Below are 21,170 nucleotides of genomic sequence, written 5' to 3' on the forward strand. Positions count from 1 at the left end.
GATTGATGGTTTAGATTTAGTTAAAGCCAGAGCTTTAATTAATAACGTAAGTTATTGATTAAAGCTTTTTGCTTTATGCTCTTTAACAATTTGGAAAGCTGACTGATTGATTACTTACGAGTAATTCAATCAAATTTAAAAGTTCTCAATGTTTATCTGCTCTTAGTTAATAAGAACGGTATAAACACAACAAACACATTCAAGTGTCTTGTATTCGAATGATCAGAAATGATTGTTCATTTTTTGATTTTACTTTTTATTAAAAAGTGGAAACAAAAAGTAAATTGAGTCCGGCAAACAGTCATCAAGAATTAACCCTTCTTGATGACAACCAAAAACCTTGGTTAGTTGCCATACGCTTATTTGTCTTCACTTTTTAAAGTGAAAGCAAATAGAAACCCTTTCGGGTTGTATGGTTAAGTGACTAAGCGTACACGGTGGATGCCTTGGCAGTCAGAGGCGATGAAAGGCGTAATAACTTGCGATAAGCCCAGATTAGGTAGTAATAACCTTTTGAGTCTGGGATTCCTGAATGGGGAAACCCACTTGCATAAGCAAGTATCCTGTTGTGAATACATAGCAACAGGAGGCAAACCGGGGGAACTGAAACATCTAAGTACCCCGAGGAAGAGAAATCAACCGAGATTCCGAAAGTAGCGGCGAGCGAAATTGGATTAGCCCTTAAGCTTTTAATGATGCAGGTGAAGAGTCTGGAAAGTCTCGCAATAAAGGGTGATAGCCCCGTAACCGACACATCATAATCAGTGAAATCGAGTAGGGCGGGACACGTGATATCCTGTCTGAATATGGGGGGACCATCCTCCAAGGCTAAATACTACTGACTGACCGATAGTGAACCAGTACCGTGAGGGAAAGGCGAAAAGAACCCCTGTGAGGGGAGTGAAATAGAACCTGAAACCGTGTACGTACAAGCAGTAGGAGCACCTTCGTGGTGTGACTGCGTACCTTTTGTATAATGGGTCAGCGACTTAATTTTAGTAGCAAGGTTAACCGTTTAGGGGAGCCGTAGGGAAACCGAGTCTTAACTGGGCGTACAGTTGCTAGGATTAGACCCGAAACCAGGTGATCTAGCCATGGGCAGGTTGAAGGTTGAGTAACATCAACTGGAGGACCGAACCGACTAATGTTGAAAAATTAGCGGATGACTTGTGGCTAGGGGTGAAAGGCCAATCAAACCTGGAGATAGCTGGTTCTCCCCGAAAGCTATTTAGGTAGCGCCTCGGACGAATACTACTGGGGGTAGAGCACTGTTAAGGCTAGGGGGTCATCCCGACTTACCAACCCTTTGCAAACTCCGAATACCAGTAAGTACTATCCGGGAGACACACGGCGGGTGCTAACGTCCGTCGTGGAGAGGGAAACAACCCAGACCGCCAGCTAAGGTCCCAAAGTATAGCTAAGTGGGAAACGATGTGGGAAGGCTCAGACAGCCAGGATGTTGGCTTAGAAGCAGCCATCATTTAAAGAAAGCGTAATAGCTCACTGGTCGAGTCGGCCTGCGCGGAAGATGTAACGGGGCTAAGCTATACACCGAAGCTGCGGCTACGTACCTTAGGGTATGTGGGGTAGGGGAGCGTTCTGTAAGCCGTTGAAGGTGGTCTGTAAGGGCTGCTGGAGGTATCAGAAGTGCGAATGCTGACATGAGTAACGATAAAGGGAGTGAAAAACTCCCTCGCCGGAAGACCAAGGGTTCCTGTCCAACGTTAATCGGGGCAGGGTAAGTCGACTCCTAAGGCGAGGCCGAAAGGCGTAGTCGATGGGAAACGGGTTAATATTCCCGTACTTCTTACAATTGCGATGGGGGGACGGAGAAGGCTAGGTGGGCCTGGCGACGGTTGTCCAGGTTCAAGTACGTAGGCGGAAAGTTTAGGTAAATCCGGACTTTCATTAACGCTGAGATACGATGTCGAGCTACTACGGTAGTGAAGTCATTGATGCCATGCTTCCAGGAAAAGCCTCTAAGCTTCAGATTGTAAGGAATCGTACCCCAAACCGACACAGGTGGTCGGGTAGAGAATACCAAGGCGCTTGAGAGAACTCGGGTGAAGGAACTAGGCAAAATGGTACCGTAACTTCGGGAGAAGGTACGCTCTTATCAGTGAAGTCCCTTGCGGATGGAGCAGACGAGAGTCGCAGATACCAGGTGGCTGCAACTGTTTATTAAAAACACAGCACTGTGCAAAATCGTAAGATGACGTATACGGTGTGACGCCTGCCCGGTGCCGGAAGGTTAATTGATGGGGTTAGTCTTCGGACGAAGCTCTTGATCGAAGCCCCGGTAAACGGCGGCCGTAACTATAACGGTCCTAAGGTAGCGAAATTCCTTGTCGGGTAAGTTCCGACCTGCACGAATGGCGTAATGATGGCCACGCTGTCTCCACCCGAGACTCAGTGAAATTGAAATCGCTGTGAAGATGCAGTGTACCCGCGGCTAGACGGAAAGACCCCGTGAACCTTTACTACAGCTTGGCACTGAACATTGAACCTACATGTGTAGGATAGGTGGGAGACTATGAAATTGCGTCGCTAGATGTGATGGAGTCGTCCTTGAAATACCACCCTTGTAGTTTTGATGTTCTAACGTTGGTCCCTGAATCGGGATTACGGACAGTGCCTGGTGGGTAGTTTGACTGGGGCGGTCTCCTCCCAAAGAGTAACGGAGGAGCACGAAGGTGGGCTAAACACGGTTGGACATCGTGTGGTTAGTGCAATGGCATAAGCCCGCTTGACTGCGAGAATGACAATTCGAGCAGGTGCGAAAGCAGGTCATAGTGATCCGGTGGTTCTGAATGGAAGGGCCATCGCTCAACGGATAAAAGGTACTCCGGGGATAACAGGCTGATACCGCCCAAGAGTTCATATCGACGGCGGTGTTTGGCACCTCGATGTCGGCTCATCACATCCTGGGGCTGAAGTCGGTCCCAAGGGTATGGCTGTTCGCCATTTAAAGTGGTACGCGAGCTGGGTTTAGAACGTCGTGAGACAGTTCGGTCCCTATCTGCCGTGGGCGTTGGAAAATTGAAAGGGGCTGCTCCTAGTACGAGAGGACCGGAGTGGACGAACCTCTGGTGTTCGGGTTGTCATGCCAATGGCATTGCCCGGTAGCTAAGTTCGGAATCGATAACCGCTGAAAGCATCTAAGCGGGAAGCGAGCCTTGAGATGAGTTTTCCCTGGCACTATAAGTGTCCTAAAGGGTTGTCGTAGACTACGACGTTGATAGGCAGGGTGTGTAAGTGCTGCGAGGCATTGAGCTAACCTGTACTAATTGCCCGTGAGGCTTAACCATACAACACCCAAGGGGTTTTGTGGACTCAGATGTACCAGACCTTGAATGCGTTTGAAGAGAAATACTTTTAGATAAGCTTTCCGAATTTTAAAATTTGCTTGGCGACCATAGCATTGTGGACCCACCTGATTCCATGCCGAACTCAGAAGTGAAACACAATAGCGCCGATGGTAGTGTGGGGTTTCCCCATGTGAGAGTAGGACATCGCCAGGCTTTAATTTCGACTTTGTCTATTTAATAGACAAGTCACCATAGAGTTCTAAGTTTCTTAGAGTTTTATGTTGACTTTCAAAGTGGAAAGCGTATTATACGCGTCCTGCTTAAGTGCTAAGGCACTGAAAGCGTTCTCTTTTTAGAGAACACGCTCTTTAACAATTTAAACCTATCAATCTGTGTGGGCACTCGTTGATGAATATCAAAACGTTTTATCGTTAGATAAAACAGATTCTTCGGAATCAAAATTGATTTCAATGAACTGAGTGACCAATACAAAATTAAGTTTACTTAATTTTGGCACAGTCAATTCATTACCATTCTGTTGGAATGGTAATAGCTTTAGAATTACATGTTTCTGTTCTTTTTCGAAAGAGCGGTAAATATTAGTTTTGAAGTCAGTATTCGTTGAGTCACAAAATCTTAAATTGAAGAGTTTGATCATGGCTCAGATTGAACGCTGGCGGCAGGCCTAACACATGCAAGTCGAGCGGAAACGACATTATTGATTCTTCGGAGGATTTAATGGGCGTCGAGCGGCGGACGGGTGAGTAATGCCTAGGAAATTGCCTTGATGTGGGGGATAACCATTGGAAACGATGGCTAATACCGCATAATGCCTACGGGCCAAAGAGGGGGATCTTCGGACCTCTCGCGTCAAGATATGCCTAGGTGGGATTAGCTAGTTGGTGAGGTAATGGCTCACCAAGGCGACGATCCCTAGCTGGTCTGAGAGGATGATCAGCCACACTGGAACTGAGACACGGTCCAGACTCCTACGGGAGGCAGCAGTGGGGAATATTGCACAATGGGCGAAAGCCTGATGCAGCCATGCCGCGTGTATGAAGAAGGCCTTCGGGTTGTAAAGTACTTTCAGTTGTGAGGAAGGGTGTGTAGTTAATAGCTGCGCATCTTGACGTTAGCAACAGAAGAAGCACCGGCTAACTCCGTGCCAGCAGCCGCGGTAATACGGAGGGTGCGAGCGTTAATCGGAATTACTGGGCGTAAAGCGCATGCAGGTGGTTCATTAAGTCAGATGTGAAAGCCCGGGGCTCAACCTCGGAACTGCATTTGAAACTGGTGAACTAGAGTGCTGTAGAGGGGGGTAGAATTTCAGGTGTAGCGGTGAAATGCGTAGAGATCTGAAGGAATACCAGTGGCGAAGGCGGCCCCCTGGACAGACACTGACACTCAGATGCGAAAGCGTGGGGAGCAAACAGGATTAGATACCCTGGTAGTCCACGCCGTAAACGATGTCTACTTGGAGGTTGTGGCCTTGAGCCGTGGCTTTCGGAGCTAACGCGTTAAGTAGACCGCCTGGGGAGTACGGTCGCAAGATTAAAACTCAAATGAATTGACGGGGGCCCGCACAAGCGGTGGAGCATGTGGTTTAATTCGATGCAACGCGAAGAACCTTACCTACTCTTGACATCCAGAGAAGCCAGCGGAGACGCAGGTGTGCCTTCGGGAGCTCTGAGACAGGTGCTGCATGGCTGTCGTCAGCTCGTGTTGTGAAATGTTGGGTTAAGTCCCGCAACGAGCGCAACCCTTATCCTTGTTTGCCAGCGAGTAATGTCGGGAACTCCAGGGAGACTGCCGGTGATAAACCGGAGGAAGGTGGGGACGACGTCAAGTCATCATGGCCCTTACGAGTAGGGCTACACACGTGCTACAATGGCGCATACAGAGGGCAGCAAGCTAGCGATAGTGAGCGAATCCCAAAAAGTGCGTCGTAGTCCGGATTGGAGTCTGCAACTCGACTCCATGAAGTCGGAATCGCTAGTAATCGTGAATCAGAATGTCACGGTGAATACGTTCCCGGGCCTTGTACACACCGCCCGTCACACCATGGGAGTGGGCTGCAAAAGAAGTGGGTAGTTTAACCTTTCGGGGAGGACGCTCACCACTTTGTGGTTCATGACTGGGGTGAAGTCGTAACAAGGTAGCCCTAGGGGAACCTGGGGCTGGATCACCTCCTTATACGAAGATACTTACGATGAGTGTCCACACAGATTGATTAGGTTTAGAAAGTAAAAGAGATACTAGTGTCCCGTTCGTCTAGAGGCCTAGGACACCGCCCTTTCACGGCGGTAACAGGGGTTCGACTCCCCTACGGGATACCATCTTTAAGTATTCTCTTCTATCAGAGTATTTAAAAATGGTTCATTAGTTTGAATCAAGCTCTTTAACAATTTGGAAAGCTGACTGATTGATTACTTACGAGTAATTCAATCAAATTTAAAAGTTCTCAATGTTTATCTTTCATTAGATAAACACAACAAACACATTCAAGTGTCTTGTATTCGAATGATCAGAAATGATTGTTCATTTTTTGATTCTACTTTTTATTAAAAAGTGGAAACAAAAAGTAAATTGAGTCCGGCAAACAGTTATCAAGAATTAACCCTTCTTGATGACAACCAAAAACCTTGGTTAGTTGCCATACGCTTATTTGTCTTCACTTTTTAAAGTGAAAGTAAATAGAAACCCTTTCGGGTTGTATGGTTAAGTGACTAAGCGTACACGGTGGATGCCTTGGCAGTCAGAGGCGATGAAAGGCGTAATAACTTGCGATAAGCCCAGATTAGGTAGTAATAACCTTTTGAGTCTGGGATTCCTGAATGGGGAAACCCACTTGCATAAGCAAGTATCCTGTTGTGAATACATAGCAACAGGAGGCAAACCGGGGGAACTGAAACATCTAAGTACCCCGAGGAAGAGAAATCAACCGAGATTCCGAAAGTAGCGGCGAGCGAAATTGGATTAGCCCTTAAGCTTTTAATGATGCAGGTGAAGAGTCTGGAAAGTCTCGCAATAAAGGGTGATAGCCCCGTAACCGACACATCATAATCAGTGAAAACGAGTAGGGCGGGACACGTGATATCCTGTCTGAATATGGGGGGACCATCCTCCAAGGCTAAATACTACTGACTGACCGATAGTGAACCAGTACCGTGAGGGAAAGGCGAAAAGAACCCCTGTGAGGGGAGTGAAATAGAACCTGAAACCGTGTACGTACAAGCAGTAGGAGCACCTTCGTGGTGTGACTGCGTACCTTTTGTATAATGGGTCAGCGACTTAATTTTAGTAGCAAGGTTAACCGTTTAGGGGAGCCGTAGGGAAACCGAGTCTTAACTGGGCGTACAGTTGCTAGGATTAGACCCGAAACCAGGTGATCTAGCCATGGGCAGGTTGAAGGTTGAGTAACATCAACTGGAGGACCGAACCGACTAATGTTGAAAAATTAGCGGATGACTTGTGGCTAGGGGTGAAAGGCCAATCAAACCTGGAGATAGCTGGTTCTCCCCGAAAGCTATTTAGGTAGCGCCTCGGACGAATACTACTGGGGGTAGAGCACTGTTAAGGCTAGGGGGTCATCCCGACTTACCAACCCTTTGCAAACTCCGAATACCAGTAAGTACTATCCGGGAGACACACGGCGGGTGCTAACGTCCGTCGTGGAGAGGGAAACAACCCAGACCGCCAGCTAAGGTCCCAAAGTATAGCTAAGTGGGAAACGATGTGGGAAGGCTCAGACAGCCAGGATGTTGGCTTAGAAGCAGCCATCATTTAAAGAAAGCGTAATAGCTCACTGGTCGAGTCGGCCTGCGCGGAAGATGTAACGGGGCTAAGCTATACACCGAAGCTGCGGCTACGTACCTTAGGGTATGTGGGGTAGGGGAGCGTTCTGTAAGCCGTTGAAGGTGGTCTGTAAGGGCTGCTGGAGGTATCAGAAGTGCGAATGCTGACATGAGTAACGATAAAGGGAGTGAAAAACTCCCTCGCCGGAAGACCAAGGGTTCCTGTCCAACGTTAATCGGGGCAGGGTAAGTCGACTCCTAAGGCGAGGCCGAAAGGCGTAGTCGATGGGAAACGGGTTAATATTCCCGTACTTCTTACAATTGCGATGGGGGGACGGAGAAGGCTAGGTGGGCCTGGCGACGGTTGTCCAGGTTCAAGTACGTAGGCGGAAAGTTTAGGTAAATCCGGACTTTCATTAACGCTGAGATACGATGTCGAGCTACTACGGTAGTGAAGTCATTGATGCCATGCTTCCAGGAAAAGCCTCTAAGCTTCAGATTGTAAGGAATCGTACCCCAAACCGACACAGGTGGTCGGGTAGAGAATACCAAGGCGCTTGAGAGAACTCGGGTGAAGGAACTAGGCAAAATGGTACCGTAACTTCGGGAGAAGGTACGCTCTTATCAGTGAAGTCCCTTGCGGATGGAGCAGACGAGAGTCGCAGATACCAGGTGGCTGCAACTGTTTATTAAAAACACAGCACTGTGCAAAATCGTAAGATGACGTATACGGTGTGACGCCTGCCCGGTGCCGGAAGGTTAATTGATGGGGTTAGACTTCGGTCGAAGCTCTTGATCGAAGCCCCGGTAAACGGCGGCCGTAACTATAACGGTCCTAAGGTAGCGAAATTCCTTGTCGGGTAAGTTCCGACCTGCACGAATGGCGTAATGATGGCCACGCTGTCTCCACCCGAGACTCAGTGAAATTGAAATCGCTGTGAAGATGCAGTGTACCCGCGGCTAGACGGAAAGACCCCGTGAACCTTTACTACAGCTTGGCACTGAACATTGAACCTACATGTGTAGGATAGGTGGGAGACTATGAAATTGCGTCGCTAGATGTGATGGAGTCGTCCTTGAAATACCACCCTTGTAGTTTTGATGTTCTAACGTTGGTCCCTGAATCGGGATTACGGACAGTGCCTGGTGGGTAGTTTGACTGGGGCGGTCTCCTCCCAAAGAGTAACGGAGGAGCACGAAGGTGGGCTAAACACGGTTGGACATCGTGTGGTTAGTGCAATGGCATAAGCCCGCTTGACTGCGAGAATGACAATTCGAGCAGGTGCGAAAGCAGGTCATAGTGATCCGGTGGTTCTGAATGGAAGGGCCATCGCTCAACGGATAAAAGGTACTCCGGGGATAACAGGCTGATACCGCCCAAGAGTTCATATCGACGGCGGTGTTTGGCACCTCGATGTCGGCTCATCACATCCTGGGGCTGAAGTCGGTCCCAAGGGTATGGCTGTTCGCCATTTAAAGTGGTACGCGAGCTGGGTTTAGAACGTCGTGAGACAGTTCGGTCCCTATCTGCCGTGGGCGTTGGAAAATTGAAAGGGGCTGCTCCTAGTACGAGAGGACCGGAGTGGACGAACCTCTGGTGTTCGGGTTGTCATGCCAATGGCATTGCCCGGTAGCTAAGTTCGGAATCGATAACCGCTGAAAGCATCTAAGCGGGAAGCGAGCCTTGAGATGAGTTTTCCCTGGCACTATAAGTGTCCTAAAGGGTTGTCGTAGACTACGACGTTGATAGGCAGGGTGTGTAAGTGCTGCGAGGCATTGAGCTAACCTGTACTAATTGCCCGTGAGGCTTAACCATACAACACCCAAGGGGTTTTGTGGACTCAGATGTACCAGACCTTGAATGCGTTTGAAGAGAAATAACTTTTAGATTAGCTTTCCGAATTTTAAAATTTGCTTGGCGACCATAGCATTGTGGACCCACCTGATTCCATGCCGAACTCAGAAGTGAAACACAATAGCGCCGATGGTAGTGTGGGGTTTCCCCATGTGAGAGTAGGACATCGCCAGGCTTTAATTTCGACTTTGTCTATTTAATAGACAAGTCACCATAGAGTTCTAAGTTTTCTTAGAGTTTTATGTTGACTTTCAAAGTGGAAAGCGTATTATACGCGTCCTGCTTAAGTGCTAAGGCACTGAAAGCGTTCTCTTTTTAGAGAACACGCTCTTTAACAATTTAAACCTATCAATCTGTGTGGGCACTCGTTGATGAATATCAAAACGTTTTATCCTTTGGATAAAACAGTTACTTCGGTAACAAAATTGATTTCAATGAACTGAGTGACCAATACGAATAACTTCGGTTATTTGGCACAGTCAATTCATTACCATTCTGTTGGAATGGTAATAGCTTTAGAATTACATGTTCATATTTACATGAATATTAGTTTTGAAGTCAGTATTCGTTGAGTCACAAAATCTTAAATTGAAGAGTTTGATCATGGCTCAGATTGAACGCTGGCGGCAGGCCTAACACATGCAAGTCGAGCGGAAACGACAGTAACAATCCTTCGGGTGCGTTAATGGGCGTCGAGCGGCGGACGGGTGAGTAATGCCTAGGAAATTGCCTTGATGTGGGGGATAACCATTGGAAACGATGGCTAATACCGCATAATGCCTACGGGCCAAAGAGGGGGATCTTCGGACCTCTCGCGTCAAGATATGCCTAGGTGGGATTAGCTAGTTGGTGAGGTAATGGCTCACCAAGGCGACGATCCCTAGCTGGTCTGAGAGGATGATCAGCCACACTGGAACTGAGACACGGTCCAGACTCCTACGGGAGGCAGCAGTGGGGAATATTGCACAATGGGCGAAAGCCTGATGCAGCCATGCCGCGTGTATGAAGAAGGCCTTCGGGTTGTAAAGTACTTTCAGTTGTGAGGAAGGGTGTGTAGTTAATAGCTGCGCATCTTGACGTTAGCAACAGAAGAAGCACCGGCTAACTCCGTGCCAGCAGCCGCGGTAATACGGAGGGTGCGAGCGTTAATCGGAATTACTGGGCGTAAAGCGCATGCAGGTGGTTCATTAAGTCAGATGTGAAAGCCCGGGGCTCAACCTCGGAACTGCATTTGAAACTGGTGAACTAGAGTGCTGTAGAGGGGGGTAGAATTTCAGGTGTAGCGGTGAAATGCGTAGAGATCTGAAGGAATACCAGTGGCGAAGGCGGCGCCCTGGACAGACACTGACACTCAGATGCGAAAGCGTGGGGAGCAAACAGGATTAGATACCCTGGTAGTCCACGCCGTAAACGATGTCTACTTGGAGGTTGTGGCCTTGAGCCGTGGCTTTCGGAGCTAACGCGTTAAGTAGACCGCCTGGGGAGTACGGTCGCAAGATTAAAACTCAAATGAATTGACGGGGGCCCGCACAAGCGGTGGAGCATGTGGTTTAATTCGATGCAACGCGAAGAACCTTACCTACTCTTGACATCCAGAGAAGCCAGCGGAGACGCAGGTGTGCCTTCGGGAGCTCTGAGACAGGTGCTGCATGGCTGTCGTCAGCTCGTGTTGTGAAATGTTGGGTTAAGTCCCGCAACGAGCGCAACCCTTATCCTTGTTTGCCAGCGAGTAATGACGGGAACTCCAGGGAGACTGCCGGTGATAAACCGGAGGAAGGTGGGGACGACGTCAAGTCATCATGGCCCTTACGAGTAGGGCTACACACGTGCTACAATGGCGCATACAGAGGGCAGCAAGCTAGCGATAGTGAGCGAATCCCAAAAAGTGCGTCGTAGTCCGGATTGGAGTCTGCAACTCGACTCCATGAAGTCGGAATCGCTAGTAATCGTGAATCAGAATGTCACGGTGAATACGTTCCCGGGCCTTGTACACACCGCCCGTCACACCATGGGAGTGGGCTGCAAAAGAAGTGGGTAGTTTAACCTTTCGGGGAGGACGCTCACCACTTTGTGGTTCATGACTGGGGTGAAGTCGTAACAAGGTAGCCCTAGGGGAACCTGGGGCTGGATCACCTCCTTATACGAAGATACTTACGATGAGTGTCCACACAGATTGATTAGGTTTAGAAAGTAAAAGAGACGATATTGGGTCTGTAGCTCAGCTGGTTAGAGCGCTCGCCTGATAAGCGGGAGGTCGGTGGTTCGAGTCCACTCAGACCCACCAATATCGACTAGAAACAAAGATGGGGCTATAGCTCAGCTGGGAGAGCGCCTGCCTTGCACGCAGGAGGTCTGCGGTTCGATCCCGCATAGCTCCACCATCTTTAAGTGTTTTTGTTTGAAAATATTTAAAAATGGTTTCGAAAGAAATCTAGCTCTTTAACAATTTGGAAAGCTGACTGATTGATTACTTACGAGTAATTCAATCAAATTTAAAAGTTCTCAATGTTTATCTTTCATTAGATAAACACAACAAACACATTCAAGTGTCTTGTATTCGAATCAAACTTTAGTTTGATTCACAATTGAGTCCGGCAAACAGTTATCAGGAATTAACCCTTCTTGATGACAACCAAAAACCTTGGTTAGTTGCCATACGCTTATTTGTCTTCACTTTTTAAAGTGAAAGTAAATAGAAACCCTTTCGGGTTGTATGGTTAAGTGACTAAGCGTACACGGTGGATGCCTTGGCAGTCAGAGGCGATGAAAGGCGTAATAACTTGCGATAAGCCCAGATTAGGTAGTAATAACCTTTTGAGTCTGGGATTCCTGAATGGGGAAACCCACTTGCATAAGCAAGTATCCTGTTGTGAATACATAGCAACAGGAGGCAAACCGGGGGAACTGAAACATCTAAGTACCCCGAGGAAGAGAAATCAACCGAGATTCCGAAAGTAGCGGCGAGCGAAATTGGATTAGCCCTTAAGCTTTTAATGAGACAGATGAAGGCTCTGGAAAGTGCCGCAACAAAGGGTGATAGCCCCGTAATCGACATCTCATAATCAGTGAAAACGAGTAGGGCGGGACACGTGATATCCTGTCTGAATATGGGGGGACCATCCTCCAAGGCTAAATACTACTGACTGACCGATAGTGAACCAGTACCGTGAGGGAAAGGCGAAAAGAACCCCTGTGAGGGGAGTGAAATAGAACCTGAAACCGTGTACGTACAAGCAGTAGGAGCACCTTCGTGGTGTGACTGCGTACCTTTTGTATAATGGGTCAGCGACTTAATTTTAGTAGCAAGGTTAACCGTTTAGGGGAGCCGTAGGGAAACCGAGTCTTAACTGGGCGTACAGTTGCTAGGATTAGACCCGAAACCAGGTGATCTAGCCATGGGCAGGTTGAAGGTTGAGTAACATCAACTGGAGGACCGAACCGACTAATGTTGAAAAATTAGCGGATGACTTGTGGCTAGGGGTGAAAGGCCAATCAAACCTGGAGATAGCTGGTTCTCCCCGAAAGCTATTTAGGTAGCGCCTCGGACGAATACTACTGGGGGTAGAGCACTGTTAAGGCTAGGGGGTCATCCCGACTTACCAACCCTTTGCAAACTCCGAATACCAGTAAGTACTATCCGGGAGACACACGGCGGGTGCTAACGTCCGTCGTGGAGAGGGAAACAACCCAGACCGCCAGCTAAGGTCCCAAAGTATAGCTAAGTGGGAAACGATGTGGGAAGGCTCAGACAGCCAGGATGTTGGCTTAGAAGCAGCCATCATTTAAAGAAAGCGTAATAGCTCACTGGTCGAGTCGGCCTGCGCGGAAGATGTAACGGGGCTAAGCTATACACCGAAGCTGCGGCTACGTACCTTAGGGTATGTGGGGTAGGGGAGCGTTCTGTAAGCCGTTGAAGGTGTGCTGTAAGGCATGCTGGAGGTATCAGAAGTGCGAATGCTGACATGAGTAACGATAAAGGGAGTGAAAAACTCCCTCGCCGGAAGACCAAGGGTTCCTGTCCAACGTTAATCGGGGCAGGGTAAGTCGACTCCTAAGGCGAGGCCGAAAGGCGTAGTCGATGGGAAACGGGTTAATATTCCCGTACTTCTTACAATTGCGATGGGGGGACGGAGAAGGCTAGGTGGGCCTGGCGACGGTTGTCCAGGTTCAAGTACGTAGGCGGAAAGTTTAGGTAAATCCGGACTTTCATTAACGCTGAGATACGATGTCGAGCTACTACGGTAGTGAAGTCATTGATGCCATGCTTCCAGGAAAAGCCTCTAAGCTTCAGATTGTAAGGAATCGTACCCCAAACCGACACAGGTGGTCGGGTAGAGAATACCAAGGCGCTTGAGAGAACTCGGGTGAAGGAACTAGGCAAAATGGTACCGTAACTTCGGGAGAAGGTACGCTCTTATCAGTGAAGTCCCTTGCGGATGGAGCAGACGAGAGTCGCAGATACCAGGTGGCTGCAACTGTTTATTAAAAACACAGCACTGTGCAAAATCGTAAGATGACGTATACGGTGTGACGCCTGCCCGGTGCCGGAAGGTTAATTGATGGGGTTAGACTTCGGTCGAAGCTCTTGATCGAAGCCCCGGTAAACGGCGGCCGTAACTATAACGGTCCTAAGGTAGCGAAATTCCTTGTCGGGTAAGTTCCGACCTGCACGAATGGCGTAATGATGGCCACGCTGTCTCCACCCGAGACTCAGTGAAATTGAAATCGCTGTGAAGATGCAGTGTACCCGCGGCTAGACGGAAAGACCCCGTGAACCTTTACTACAGCTTGGCACTGAACATTGAACCTACATGTGTAGGATAGGTGGGAGACTATGAAATTGCGTCGCTAGATGTGATGGAGTCGTCCTTGAAATACCACCCTTGTAGTTTTGATGTTCTAACGTTGGTCCCTGAATCGGGATTACGGACAGTGCCTGGTGGGTAGTTTGACTGGGGCGGTCTCCTCCCAAAGAGTAACGGAGGAGCACGAAGGTGGGCTAAACACGGTTGGACATCGTGTGGTTAGTGCAATGGCATAAGCCCGCTTGACTGCGAGAATGACAATTCGAGCAGGTGCGAAAGCAGGTCATAGTGATCCGGTGGTTCTGAATGGAAGGGCCATCGCTCAACGGATAAAAGGTACTCCGGGGATAACAGGCTGATACCGCCCAAGAGTTCATATCGACGGCGGTGTTTGGCACCTCGATGTCGGCTCATCACATCCTGGGGCTGAAGTCGGTCCCAAGGGTATGGCTGTTCGCCATTTAAAGTGGTACGCGAGCTGGGTTTAGAACGTCGTGAGACAGTTCGGTCCCTATCTGCCGTGGGCGTTGGAAAATTGAAAGGGGCTGCTCCTAGTACGAGAGGACCGGAGTGGACGAACCTCTGGTGTTCGGGTTGTCATGCCAATGGCATTGCCCGGTAGCTAAGTTCGGAATCGATAACCGCTGAAAGCATCTAAGCGGGAAGCGAGCCTTGAGATGAGTTTTCCCTGGCACTATAAGTGTCCTAAAGGGTTGTCGTAGACTACGACGTTGATAGGCAGGGTGTGTAAGTGCTGCGAGGCATTGAGCTAACCTGTACTAATTGCCCGTGAGGCTTAACCATACAACACCCAAGGGGTTTTGTGGACTCAGATGTACCAGACCTTGAATGCGTTTGAAGAGAAATAACTTTTAGATTAGCTTTCCGAATTTTAAAATTTGCTTGGCGACCATAGCATTGTGGACCCACCTGATTCCATGCCGAACTCAGAAGTGAAACACAATAGCGCCGATGGTAGTGTGGGGTTTCCCCATGTGAGAGTAGGACATCGCCAGGCTTTAAATTAAATCTTTAGGTTGACCGACCTTGAGATATGGACGCTCACTTAGTGAGTTGACCACTGCGGAGTGGTAGTTCAGTTGGTTAGAATACCGGCCTGTCACGCCGGGGGTCGCGGGTTCGAGTCCCGTCCACTCCGCCACTTATTCGATAACCTCGCCTAGTGCGAGGTTTTTTCGAATCTGAAGTAATAAAAAGTTTTAGGGGTGTAGCTCCAATTGGCAGAGCAGCGGATTCCAAATCCGCGTGTTGGGAGTTCGAATCTCTCCACCCCTGCCATATTCAAGGCTCTAGCAGAAATGCTAGGGCCTTTTTACTTTCTGAATCTAATAATACGGCATTAACAGAGCCGCGGATTCCCCGACTTACCAAAATAGCGCGTGTTGGGAGTTCGAATCTCCGGAGTGCCGGCTCAGTCCACCTCTGCCATATACAAAACCTCAGCAGAAATGCTGAGGCTTTTTTGCATCTGTTGCTTCTACGAAAATGTTGGGAGCTGGATCGCCAGCCCGGTCTAATCTCCGGAGTGCCGGCTCAGTCCACCCCTGCGATAGTTAAGACTCTAGACTGCGCGTCCCGGCAGAAATGCTGGAGCCTTTTTATGCCTGTCACCTTTAACGTAACGCTAGATATATTAAGTGCTCCTTTAGCTCCCCCTATTTAATTGAATCGCTTAATACCTACTAAATACAACCTTGCCGTATTTAAAGGCTTAGTCGAACACTAGAGCTTTCTGTTCAGCATTCATCTCACTCCGTAGTTTCTGGTAGTGATTAAAGCTATACCTGCTAGGCCTTGAGTTTCACTATTTTTCCGGAAGGAATGCTTACACAACTGAAGTCTGTTCTAGAGTGTGTAGACTCGCTAGCGCTGCAAAAGAACGAGTTCTTTGCATAGCCTCACTTTCAGAAAAATTGCTGACTAAGAGCATTTTTATCATGTCGTCGGCAGGATGATTAAACATCAACCGTCTTCGCTTTAGTCCTGGTTAAATCTAATATTCACCCAACATAAAGGCTTTTGATTACCCCAATAACAGTGCAGTAAACGCTGAGGTAAGTTCTATTGTTCATGTATACCTTTCAGCTAGAGCTTCAGTTAGGAAATTGGTGAATCTGACTTTCATCAGGCACAAAAAAGGCCACCTAAATTAGGCAGCCTCGTTAATATTTTTAGATGCTAATCCAGCTCTTTCTCAGCTTGTTTCGCTTTCTCTATCATCGGAGTAATTGTTGAACCTTGAACTAAGATTGAGAACACAACAACAGCGTATGTCATGACGAGGATTATCTCTTTAACATCTATTGCCTTGTCTTCAATCACCCAGATACCTGAAGGGATTGAAAGTGCCATGGCTAGAGCTAGTCCACCACGCAAACCACCCCAAGTTAAGATCTTGATTGACCAAGGGTTGTAAGTTCTAAAGCGTTTGAATCCGATATAAGACAAGAAAACACTTAGGTAGCGTGCGCTTAGTACTAGAGGTACTGCGAACGCCATTAAGATCCAGTCTTCTTGGTGGAATTTGAATAACAACATCGACATACCGATCAATAAGAACAATACGCCATTTAAGAATTCATCTATCAATTCCCAGAAGTGGTCTAGGTGATCCTCACTCTCTTTCGAGAATCCAATAAAGCGCGTCCAGTTACCAATCATGATACCTGATACTACCATTGCTAACGGTCCTGATACATGTAGGACTTCAGCAAAGGCATAACCAGCTGTCGGAATACCTATGGTTAATAGCAACTCCATCGAGTGGTCATCGGTGTTGCTGATTAGGTAATGGAATATTAAACCTAGAACAAAGCCATAGACGATACCACCGATAGCCTCTTGGACGAATAACATGGTCACGCTACCCACAGTCGGTGCTTCTGTACCGAACGCAATGGTAAATAGGGTAACGAAGATCACTAGGCCAAAACCATCGTTGAATAGAGATTCTCCCTCGATTTGAGTAGAGATTCGTCTGGGAGCATCGAGCTTTTTCACTATTGCTAATACAGCGATTGGATCGGTTGGAGATATTAGAGAGCCAAAAAGTAAGCAATAAATTAGGTCAAATTGAATACCGATAAACTGACAGAACCCATACAGCACAAAGCCAATAAAGAATGTCGAAAACAGTGTAGCGCCAAGAGCGAGTACCGTTATTTCCCATTTCTGATCTTTTAGATTAGGTAACTTAATCCCCAAACCACCTGCAAAGAGTAAGAATCCCAGTATTCCTTTCAGGAGGAAATCTTCAAAGTTGATACTGGCAACGGTTTCTGAGGCGATGTCAGCCAATTGGAACCAATTGTTTTGTCCCGCAATGATAATTAATAGAGATAACATCATTGAGCCAGCTGTAATGGCGATGGTTGTCTGCATTTTACCAATTTTGGTATTCACGAAAGCAATAAGCATGGCAGCTGCGGACAAGAAGCATAAGGTGTAATAGACCGACATTGGGATCCCAACATGTAACAAAGTATGAATATGAATTTTCGTTGTCTCATGCTCAAATAGCAAACATTTTTTTGTCATGACTTGGTAATCAATTTCATCTTTTAGACGTCTAGACTCCTTTTTAATGTGTGGTAGGATGGAGAGATAATTAAAGGAATGAGGTTGTACCGTGGGAAGTAATGTAAGGCAAAAGATTGACGCTCTGTTGAAGCAACGAATTTTACTGATTGATGGTGGCATGGGTACCATGATTCAGGATTATAAATTGGAAGAGCAAGACTATCGTGGTGAGCGCTTTGCTGATTGGCATAGTGATTTAAAAGGTAACAACGACCTTTTGGTACTTACACAACCTAAGCTTATCAAAGATATCCATATGGAGTATTTGGAAGCCGGTGCTGATATCCTCGAGACCAATACCTTTAACTCTACAACCATCGCTATGGCCGACTACGGTATGGAAAGCCTTAGCGAAGAAATTAACTTTACAGCTGCAAAATTAGCTCGTGAAGCGGCAGACGAATGGACGGCAAAGACCCCAGACAAACCCCGTTTCGTGGCGGGTGTGTTAGGTCCAACTAACCGAACTTGTTCTATCTCTCCAGACGTTAATGATCCGGGCTATCGTAATGTTAGCTTTGATGAGCTTGTTGAAGCTTACTCCGAATCGACACGAGCACTTATCAAAGGCGGCTCAGATCTTATTCTTATCGAAACTATCTTCGATACGTTAAATGCAAAAGCATGTTCTTTTGCGGTTGAATCTGTTTTTGAAGAAGTGGGTATTACTCTTCCAGTTATGATCTCCGGTACCATTACTGATGCATCAGGTCGTACGCTTTCAGGGCAAACAACAGAAGCCTTCTACAATGCCCTTCGTCATGTTAAACCTATCTCATTTGGATTGAACTGTGCATTAGGCCCTGACGAACTGCGAGAGTACGTTGGTGAGATGTCTCGTATCTCAGAATGTAACGTTTCCGCCCACCCTAACGCGGGTTTACCTAATGCGTTCGGTGAGTATGACCTTTCTCCTGAAGATATGGCTGAACACGTTAAGGAATGGGCCGAGAGTGGCTTCTTGAACCTAATTGGTGGTTGTTGTGGTACGACGCCAGAACATATACGTCACATGGCTGAGGCCGTTGAAAGCATAACTCCACGTCAATTACCTGATTTGCTTGTGTCTTGTCGTTTATCTGGCTTAGAACCATTAACGATTGCCAAAGAATCTCTATTTGTGAACGTCGGTGAGCGTACTAACGTTACTGGCTCTGCTCGATTTAAGCGATTGATTAAAGAAGAGCTCTACGACGAAGCTTTGAGTGTTGCTCGTGAGCAAGTTGAGAACGGCGCTCAGATCATCGATATCAACATGGATGAAGGGATGCTAGACGCTGAGGCGTGTATGGTTAAATTCCTTAATCTATGTGCGTCTGAGCCAGAGATCTCGAAAGTACCAGTCATGGTCGACTCTTCAAAATGGGAAGTTATCGAAGCTGGCCTGAAATGTATTCAGGGTAAAGGCATCGTTAACTCTATCTCATTGAAGGAAGGGAAAGAGAAGTTTGTCGAGCAAGCTAAACTGGTTCGTCGTTATGGCGCAGCTGTCATTGTGATGGCGTTCGATGAACTAGGACAGGCTGATACTCGAGAGCGTAAAGTCGAGATTTGTACTAATGCCTACAATATTCTTGTTGATGAAGTAGGTTTCCCGCCAGAAGATATTATTTTTGACCCAAACATTTTCGCAGTGGCTACTGGTATTGATGAGCATAACAACTATGCGGTCGACTTCATTGAAGCGGTAGGGGACATCAAACGCGATCTTCCGCATGCGATGATCTCGGGTGGTGTGTCGAATGTTTCATTCTCTTTCCGCGGTAATAACTACGTTCGTGAGGCTATTCACGCGGTATTCCTATACCACTGTTTTAAAAACGGTATGGATATGGGCATTGTAAATGCGGGGCAATTAGAGATTTACGATAATGTGCCTGAGGATTTACGTGAAGCCGTTGAAGATGTGGTTCTAAACCGCCGAGACGACTCAACAGAGCGATTACTCGATATTGCGACTGAGTATCTAGAGCGTGCAGTGGGGAAAGTTGAAGATAAATCGGCTTTAGAGTGGCGTACCTGGCCAGTAGAAAAGCGCTTAGAGCACTCTTTGGTGAAAGGCATTACTGATTTCATCGTTGAAGATACCGAGGAAGCTCGTGTTAATGCCTCTCGCCCTATCGAGGTGATTGAAGGTCCATTAATGGATGGCATGAACGTAGTTGGTGACCTTTTTGGTGAAGGTAAGATGTTCCTTCCTCAAGTGGTGAAATCTGCCCGTGTTATGAAGCAGGCGGTAGCCCATCTAGAGCCATTTATTAATGCAACAAAAGACGTTGGTGCAACTAACGGAAAAATCTTACTGGCGACCGTAAAAGGCGATGTTCACGATATTGGTAAAAACATTGTGGGCGTTGTCTTGCAGTGTAATAACTATGAAATTATCGATCTGGGCGTGATGGTTTCATGTGAAAAAATCCTTAAGGTAGCTAAAGAAGAGAACGTCGATATCATTGGCCTTTCGGGTTTGATCACTCCTTCATTGGATGAGATGGTTCATGTGGCTAAAGAGATGGAGAGACAAGGCTTTAAACTGCCTCTTCTGATTGGCGGAGCAACCACATCTAAAGCGCATACAGCCGTTAAGATTGAACAGAACTACTCTGAACCTGTGGTCTACGTAAACAATGCCTCACGTGCTGTTGGTGTGTGTACTTCTCTACTATCTAACGAACTGAAGCCTGCATTTGTTGAGAAGTTGGATATTGATTACGATCGCGTTCGCGATCAACACAACCGCAAAAAGCCGCGTACTAAGCCAGTCTCGCTAGAGAGAGCGCGTGCTAATAAAGTTGCTATCGATTGGAATGCGTATACTCCCCCTGCACCCGCTAAACCGGGAGTACACATCTTCAAGGACTTTGATGTGGCTACTTTACGTCAGTATATCGACTGGACTCCGTTCTTTATGACGTGGTCTTTGGTTGGTAAGTACCCGGCAATTTTTGATCATGAAGAAGTAGGCGAAGAGGCGAAGCGCTTATTTAAAGACGCCAATGATTTATTAGATCGAGTACAAAGAGAGAAATTGCTTGAAGCTCGTGGTATGTGTGCGATGTTCCCAGCAAACAGTGTTGGCGATGATATTGAAGTGTATACCGATGAATCGCGTACTGAAGTATTAAAGGTTCTGCACAACCTTCGTCAGCAAACCGAAAAGCCCAAAGGATTTAACTACTGTTTGTCAGATTACATTGCGCCAAAAGACAGCGGTAAAGCGGATTGGATTGGTGGTTTTGCAGTAACGGGTGGTATTGGTGAGCGAGAGCTGGCTGATGAATACAAAGCCAATGGTGATGACTACAACGCGATTATGATTCAGGCGGTTGCAGACCGATTGGCTGAAGCGTTCGCTGAATACTTGCATAAAGAAGTGAGAAAGGACATTTGGGGCTACTCACCTGATGAGAATTTGTCTAACGACGATTTGATTCGAGAGAAGTACCAAGGTATTCGTCCAGCCCCGGGTTACCCTGCTTGCCCAGAGCATACAGAGAAAGGCACGTTGTGGGAGTTGATGGACGTTGAAAAAGCAATCGACATGTCGCTAACCACGAGTTACGCAATGTGGCCAGGTGCCTCAGTGTCTGGTATGTACTTCTCTCATCCTGATGCCCGATACTTTGCTATTGCACAGATACAACAGGATCAAGTGGATAGCTATGCCGACCGTAAAGGTTGGGATATGTTGGAAGCTGAGAAGTGGTTAGGTCCAAACATTAACTAGCTTGAATCTATGACGGGCTTTGATTCGTAAAATAAAAGGGTTGCTTAAGAGCAACCCTTTTTGTATCTGTCGTTTGGTGAT

General features: G+C 47.3%; 2 protein-coding genes, 5 tRNA genes and 8 rRNA genes. 14 read left to right on the forward strand and 1 reads right to left on the reverse strand.

All coding sequences use genetic code 11. The annotated features are described in order from the left end of the window. Positions 1 to 414: 414 nt before the first annotated feature. From M4S28_RS02795 to M4S28_RS02855, 13 genes are all read left to right on the forward strand, one after another. Positions 415 to 3,308 (forward strand): 23S ribosomal RNA (locus M4S28_RS02795). A 97-nt stretch (positions 3,309 to 3,405) separates the two neighbouring features. Next, a 5S ribosomal RNA gene (gene rrf / locus M4S28_RS02800) occupies positions 3,406 to 3,521 on the forward strand. 425 nt (positions 3,522 to 3,946) lie between these two features. Then, a 16S ribosomal RNA gene (locus M4S28_RS02805) occupies positions 3,947 to 5,501 on the forward strand. Positions 5,502 to 5,568: 67 nt separating this feature from the next. Beyond that, positions 5,569 to 5,644 (forward strand) — tRNA-Glu (locus M4S28_RS02810). A gap of 380 nt (positions 5,645 to 6,024) precedes the next feature. Then, a 23S ribosomal RNA gene (locus M4S28_RS02815) occupies positions 6,025 to 8,918 on the forward strand. Between the two features lie 98 nt (positions 8,919 to 9,016). After that, positions 9,017 to 9,132, forward strand: a 5S ribosomal RNA gene (gene rrf, locus M4S28_RS02820). Positions 9,133 to 9,542: 410 nt separating this feature from the next. Next, positions 9,543 to 11,097: ribosomal RNA gene (locus tag M4S28_RS02825) — 16S ribosomal RNA — on the forward strand. Between the two features lie 67 nt (positions 11,098 to 11,164). Next, positions 11,165 to 11,241 (forward strand) — tRNA-Ile (locus M4S28_RS02830). A gap of 21 nt (positions 11,242 to 11,262) precedes the next feature. After that, a tRNA-Ala gene (locus M4S28_RS02835) sits at positions 11,263 to 11,338 on the forward strand. A 334-nt stretch (positions 11,339 to 11,672) separates the two neighbouring features. Next, positions 11,673 to 14,566 (forward strand): 23S ribosomal RNA (locus M4S28_RS02840). A gap of 98 nt (positions 14,567 to 14,664) precedes the next feature. After that, positions 14,665 to 14,780 (forward strand): 5S ribosomal RNA (rrf, locus tag M4S28_RS02845). Together the 16S, 23S and 5S rRNA genes with 5 tRNA genes alongside form the textbook arrangement of a ribosomal RNA operon. A 67-nt stretch (positions 14,781 to 14,847) precedes the next feature. Continuing rightward, positions 14,848 to 14,924: transfer RNA gene (locus tag M4S28_RS02850), tRNA-Asp, on the forward strand. Positions 14,925 to 14,984: 60 nt separating this feature from the next. Then, positions 14,985 to 15,061 (forward strand) — tRNA-Trp (locus tag M4S28_RS02855). Between the two features lie 900 nt (positions 15,062 to 15,961). On the opposite strand, the gene M4S28_RS02860 is transcribed toward M4S28_RS02855, so the two are convergent. After that, positions 15,962 to 17,242 (reverse strand): cation:proton antiporter, encoded by a 1,281-nt coding sequence (locus M4S28_RS02860; RefSeq protein ID WP_017078851.1) that lies wholly within the window; start codon positions 17,240 to 17,242, stop codon positions 15,962 to 15,964. 169 nt (positions 17,243 to 17,411) lie between these two features. On the opposite strand from M4S28_RS02860, the gene metH reads away from it, so the two are divergent. Further along, positions 17,412 to 21,089 carry a methionine synthase gene (gene metH, locus M4S28_RS02865; protein WP_249632274.1) on the forward strand — a complete coding sequence of 1,226 codons (3,678 nt, stop codon included), beginning with the start codon at positions 17,412 to 17,414 and terminating at the stop codon, positions 21,087 to 21,089. The last annotated feature ends 81 nt before the right edge of the window (positions 21,090 to 21,170 follow it).

The sequence above is a fragment of the Vibrio sp. J383 genome, assembly GCF_023503985.1.
Taxonomy (GTDB): Bacteria; Pseudomonadota; Gammaproteobacteria; order Enterobacterales; family Vibrionaceae; genus Vibrio; species Vibrio splendidus.